We start from the raw sequence: 704 nt of genomic DNA, 5'->3' as shown, positions 1-704 counted from the left end.
CACACCGGCCACCAACAGGGCAACTTCCCCCAGGCCTTCACCCACCTCTCCCTGATCAGCGCGGCGTACAACCTGGACCGGGCGCTGGGCTGAAACCCGCTCAGTGGCCGTGTGACGCCTCGACGGTGAGGGCGGCGGTGTGGACGACTCCGTCGTGCTTGAAGTCCAGGAACAGCCGGTAGGTGCCCCCACTGGGCGCCGTGGCGCTGAAGGAGACGTGCGGCCCCGGCTCGGCGACGCCCGGCTCGCCCTCCGGATGGACGTGCAGATAGGCGAGGTCCCCGGCGCGCAGGGCGACCAGATGACCGTAGGCGCCCAGATACGGCTCGAGGTCGGTGACCGGCTCGCCGTCGCACGAAACGGTCAGCCGCAGCTCGCTCTCCCGGCCGGGCGTCAGCGCCCCGGTCAGCCGCACGTCGTACCCGTCCACCCGGGCCGTGGCCGCGGGCCGCGGCNNCCGGCGCGCGGCAGGTCCACCGGTGTGCTCCAGGTGCCGTCGCCGGCACGCTCCGGGTGGAGATGACGGTAGGTCGTCAGATCGCGGGACACCACGATGAGGTGCAACTCCTTGTCGTGCTCCCGCCTATACGCGGTGACGGCCCGTCCCTCCGCGTCCCGCACGGCGAACCGCAGCTCGGCGCGCTCGCCGGCGGTCACCGCCGGGGTGCGCAGGTCGAGGGTGTAGCCACCCTCGGAGATCTGCA

Annotated in this window: 1 pseudogene; it reads right to left on the bottom strand. The window is 72.5% G+C overall.

Annotated elements, in window-relative coordinates:
• Positions 1 to 100 precede the first annotated feature (100 nt).
• Positions 101 to 704 (bottom strand): annotated as a pseudogene (locus tag CCN29_RS33725) (DUF8832 domain-containing protein); the annotation flags it as partial.

This window comes from Streptomyces pseudogriseolus, from assembly GCA_002154585.1.
Lineage (GTDB): Bacteria > Actinomycetota > Actinomycetes > Streptomycetales > Streptomycetaceae > Streptomyces > Streptomyces pseudogriseolus.
This window is presented reverse-complemented; position numbering and strand designations above follow the sequence as displayed.